This window comes from Microbacterium hominis NBRC 15708, assembly GCF_001592125.1.
In the GTDB taxonomy this organism is placed as follows: domain Bacteria; phylum Actinomycetota; class Actinomycetes; order Actinomycetales; family Microbacteriaceae; genus Microbacterium; species Microbacterium hominis.
Window position 1 is genome coordinate 1 of record NZ_BCWI01000038.1, and the last position, 4,480, is coordinate 4,480.

Below are 4,480 nucleotides of genomic sequence, written 5' to 3' on the forward strand. Positions count from 1 at the left end.
CCCGTGCGTGGTGTTCTGACCGTGTCGCGGAGGCAGGGCACCGCTACCCTGGACGGGAAGGAGGTCGGTCGTGAACGTGATTCGCTCGCACGCGCGTCTGACCCCCGGGGTGCGACGGCTCCTGCTGGCCGCTCCGATCGCCCTGGCGATCATCACCGGGCTGCTGTCCATGCACGTCCTGACCGGTTCCCACCAGCCCGCCCTGGCATCAGAGACCAGCGCGATGAGCACGCACAGCCAGGTCGGCTCCGCACCAGCCGCTGCCGACGATACGCCGATGACCACAGCTGCGGCGGAGGCCGCTGGGGGTCATTGCCAGGACGGGTGCGGCACCCCTGCGGGGGTGCCGGATCATTCGTTGCTGATGATGGTGTGCGTGCTGGCGCTGCTGGCCGCGGCGATCGTCCTGCTCGCCCCGACGTCCCGTGCCCTTCTCACATACGCCGTAGCCCGCTCGCGCTCCCATACCCGGACTCTGCTGGTCGGGTTGCCGCATCCCCGCCCGCCTTCACTGCTTGTCCTGTCCATCAGTCGCACCTGAGTCCGTCTGCACCCCGGCGACCCCGCTGGGGATGCTGCACCGTGCCCTCCCGGGCAGTGAATCAGACCCTCACCGACTGAATAGATAAGGACACCCCTGATGCGTTTTCGTACTCTCGCGCTGACCGCCGGCGCCCTGGCCACCGTGCTCGTGCTCGCTGGCTGCGCCCCCACCGACGGCACCATGCCCGGCATGGACCACGGACCCGGGGGGATGACCAGCACCGCCCCCTCCCAGTCCGCCGCCGCGTTCAACGCCGCGGACGAGATGTTCGTGACCATGATGATCCCGCACCACCAGCAGGCCATCGAGATGGCCGATCAGATCCTCGCGAAAGACGGCATCGACGAGCGGGTGGTGGACCTCGCCGAGCAGATCAAGGCCGCACAGGACCCGGAGATCCAGACCATGAAGGGCTGGCTGGAGGAGTGGGGCGTCCCGTACGACGACTCCATGTCCGGAATGGATGGCATGGACATGGGCGGCGGGATGATGTCGGAGGACGACATGGCCGCTTTGGATGCCGCGACCGGGGTCGAGGCGACCCGCCTGTTCCTGAACGGCATGATCGCCCACCACGAGGGCGCCGTGACGATGGCGCAGTCGGTGCTCACCGACGGGCAGAACCCGGACGTGGCCGCCCTCGCGCAGCAGATCATCGACGGGCAGACCGCCGAGATCACCACGATGCAGGACATCCTCGCCAGCCTCTGACCCGGTACCCCTCGGACGGGACCCGCGCTCCCGATGCCGGTCCCGTCCGAGGCCCCACCCTCGACCCCTGTGCGGTCACCGGTATCCGGCGTACCCGCACGGAAAGGACCTCCGTTCATGATCTCTCCCACCACCCGCAGACTGGCGATCACGGCCACCGTCACCGTCGCGCTGCTGCTCACGGGCTGCAGCACCACCCCTGCGGAGCCCGATGCCCCCGCGGGCACCGCGGCCGGGTTCGGGCATGTGCACGGCATCGTCGACGCCGGTGACAGCACCGTGCTGCTGGGCACCCACACCGGCCTGTACACGCTGGGCGAGGACGGCACCGTCACCGGCCCGGTCGGTGGCATCGACCTGGACGCGATGGGACTGACCGCTACCGGTGACACCCTCTACGCGTCCGGGCACCCCGGCCCGTCCACCCCGGCGGAGCTCGGCGCCCCCAACCTCGGCATCATCCGCAGCCTCGACGCCGGCGCCTCGTGGGAACCGGTCGCGTTCACCGGGGAAGAGGACTTCCACGTCCTCACCGTCACCGGCGACGGCACCCTGTACGGGATCGGATCCTCCCGGCTGCTGCTGCGCACCAGCAGCGACGGCGGGCAGAGTTGGGCGGACGGTGCCGAGCTGCCCGCCGTCGACCTGGCCGCCGCGACCGACGGCACCCTGTACGCCGCCACCCAGGACGGGCTGCAGCACAGCACCGACGGTGGCGCCACCTTCACCCCGGCGCCGGACGCGCCAGTGCTGTACCTGGTGGAGACCGACCCAACCGGTGGGGTGGTCGGAGTGGACACCGACGGGACGTTGCGACGCCTAGTCGGCACCGGCTGGGAGAACGTCGGCACCACCACGGGAACCGTCCAAGCCCTCGGGGTCACCGGGGACGGTGCGATCGTCCTGGTCGATGACCGCGGCGTGGTCTGGATCCGCGACACCACCGCCACCGTTCTCATCCCGGCGGCAACACCATGACCACCGTCATTCGCACCTGGCGCGACCCGAGCGGTCGCGGATCGGAAGGAGACCGACCATGACCCCCACACCGGCACCCCCCGCGTGGGCGCACCGCACCACTGATGCCACCGCCGAGCAGTTGGCGGCGGTGGATGCGTGGTGGCGGGCGGCGAACTATCTGAGCATCGGGCAGATCTACCTGCAGGGGAACCCGCTGCTGCGCCACCGCCTCAGCCGGGACGACATCAAGCCGCGGCTGCTGGGGCATTGGGGCACCACCCCGGGCCTGAACTTCCTCTACGCCCACCTGAACCGCGCCATCCGCGACCGCGACCTGAACACCCTGTACGTGACCGGGCCCGGGCACGGCGGACCCGGCATGGTCGCCAACGCCTACCTCGACGGCACCTACACCGAACGCTACCCGGGCATCGACCGCACCGAAGAGGGGCTGCGGGCGGTGTTCCGGCAGTTCTCCTTCCCGGGCGGGATCCCCTCGCACGCGTCCCCGGAAACGCCCGGGTCGATCAACGAGGGCGGGGAGCTGGGCTACTCCCTCGTGCACGCCTACGGGGCCGCGTTCGACAACCCCGACCTGCTGGTCGCCTGCGTGATCGGTGACGGGGAGGCGGAGACCGGGCCGCTGGCGACCGCGTGGCACGGCAACAAGTTCCTCAACCCCGCCCATGACGGGGTGGTGCTGCCGATCCTGCATCTGAACGGGTACAAGATCGCCAACCCGACCGTGCTGTCCCGCATCCCCGAGGAAGAGCTGGTCGCGCTGCTGCGCGGCTACGGCCATCACCCCCACGTCGTCACGGTCGGCTTCGATGGCGAGACCCCGCAGGAGTCCCACGCGACGTTCGCGGCGGTCCTGGATGCGGTGCTGGATGAGATCGCGGACATCAAGGCCGCCGCGGCGGCCGGGACGCTGGAGGGGCGGCCGGCGTGGCCGGCGATCGTGCTGCGCAGCCCGAAGGGGTGGACCTGCCCGAAGATCATCGACGGTCTGCCGGTGGAGGGCACCTGGCGGGCACACCAGGTGCCGCTCGCCGAGGTCCGCGACAATCCCGAGCACCTGCGGATCCTCGAGGACTGGCTGGCGTCCTACCGCCCGCACGAGCTGTTCGACGTGACCGGCGCCCCCCGCCCGGCCACGGTCGCGATCGCCCCGGACGGGGATCGGCGGATGAGCGCGAACCCGGCCGGCAACGGCGGACAACTCACCGTCCCGCTGCGGCTCCCGGACTTCCACAAGCACGCGCAGCCGGTCGACCCGGCCGAGCGGGGTGCGGGAACCGGGGAAGCGACCCGCGTGCTGGGCGAGTGGCTGGCGGGGGTGATCCGGGACAACCCGGACAACTTCCGCATCTTCGGCCCGGACGAGACCGCCTCCAACCGGCTCGCCCCACCCGTCTACCAGGCCACCGGCAAGCAGTGGAACGCGGCCGTGGAGCCCGTCGACGAGCACCTGGCCCCGACTGGGCGGGTGATGGAGGTGCTCAGCGAGCACCAGTGCCAGGGCTGGCTCGAGGGCTACGTCCTGACCGGCCGGCATGGGCTGTTCAACTGCTACGAGGCGTTCACCCACATCGTCGACTCGATGTTCAACCAGCACGCCAAATGGCTCGAAGCGGCCCGGGAGGTGTCGTGGCGGGACCCGATCCCGAGCTTCAACTACCTGCTCTCCAGCCACGTCTGGCGGCAGGACCACAACGGGTTCTCTCACCAGGACCCCGGGTTCATCGACCTCGCCCTGAACAAGAGCCCCGACATCGTCCGCGTCTACCTGCCGTTCGACGCGAACACGCTGCTGTCCACCTACGACCACTGCCTGCGCTCGGCCGGGTACATCAACGTCGTCGTCGCCGGGAAGCAGCCCGCCCCGCAGTGGCTGACGATGGACGAGGCGATCGAGCACTGCACCCGCGGGCTCGGGATCCTGCCGTGGGCGGGCACCGAAACCGAAGGCACCGAGCCGGATGTGGTGCTCGCCGCCGCCGGCGACGTCCCCACCCTCGAGACCCTCGCCGCGGCGGCGCTGCTGCGCGAGCACATCCCCGACCTGAGAGTGCGGGTGGTGAACGTGGTCGACCTGACCCGGCTGCAATCCGAGGACCAGCACCCGCACGGTCTCCCGGACCGGGAGTTCGATGCGATCTTCACTCCCGACAAGCCGGTGATCTTCGCCTACCACGGCTACCCGTGGCTGATCCACCGACTCACCTACAAGCGCGCCGGGCACCAGAACCTGCACGTGCACGG

At 70.2% G+C, this 4,480-nt stretch carries 4 protein-coding genes; all 4 read left to right on the forward strand.

What is annotated here, in order from left to right; translation table 11 throughout:
• Positions 1 to 70: 70 nt before the first annotated feature.
• The gene (locus tag MHO01S_RS16005; protein WP_060959931.1) at positions 71 to 541 is read left to right on the forward strand and encodes a DUF6153 family protein; all 471 of its coding nucleotides are present in this window, start codon (positions 71 to 73) and stop codon (positions 539 to 541) included.
• A 99-nt stretch (positions 542 to 640) separates the two neighbouring features.
• Positions 641 to 1,255, forward strand: coding sequence for a DUF305 domain-containing protein (locus tag MHO01S_RS16010; RefSeq protein ID WP_060959932.1), 615 nt, complete (start codon positions 641 to 643; stop codon positions 1,253 to 1,255).
• Positions 1,256 to 1,372: 117 nt separating this feature from the next.
• Positions 1,373 to 2,233: a F510_1955 family glycosylhydrolase gene (locus MHO01S_RS16015; RefSeq protein WP_060959933.1), complete on the forward strand. Its 861-nt coding sequence runs from the start codon at positions 1,373 to 1,375 to the stop codon at positions 2,231 to 2,233.
• 58 nt (positions 2,234 to 2,291) lie between these two features.
• The coding region (locus MHO01S_RS16020) for a phosphoketolase family protein (protein WP_060959934.1) at positions 2,292 to 4,480 on the forward strand (2,189 nt) is incomplete at its 3' end.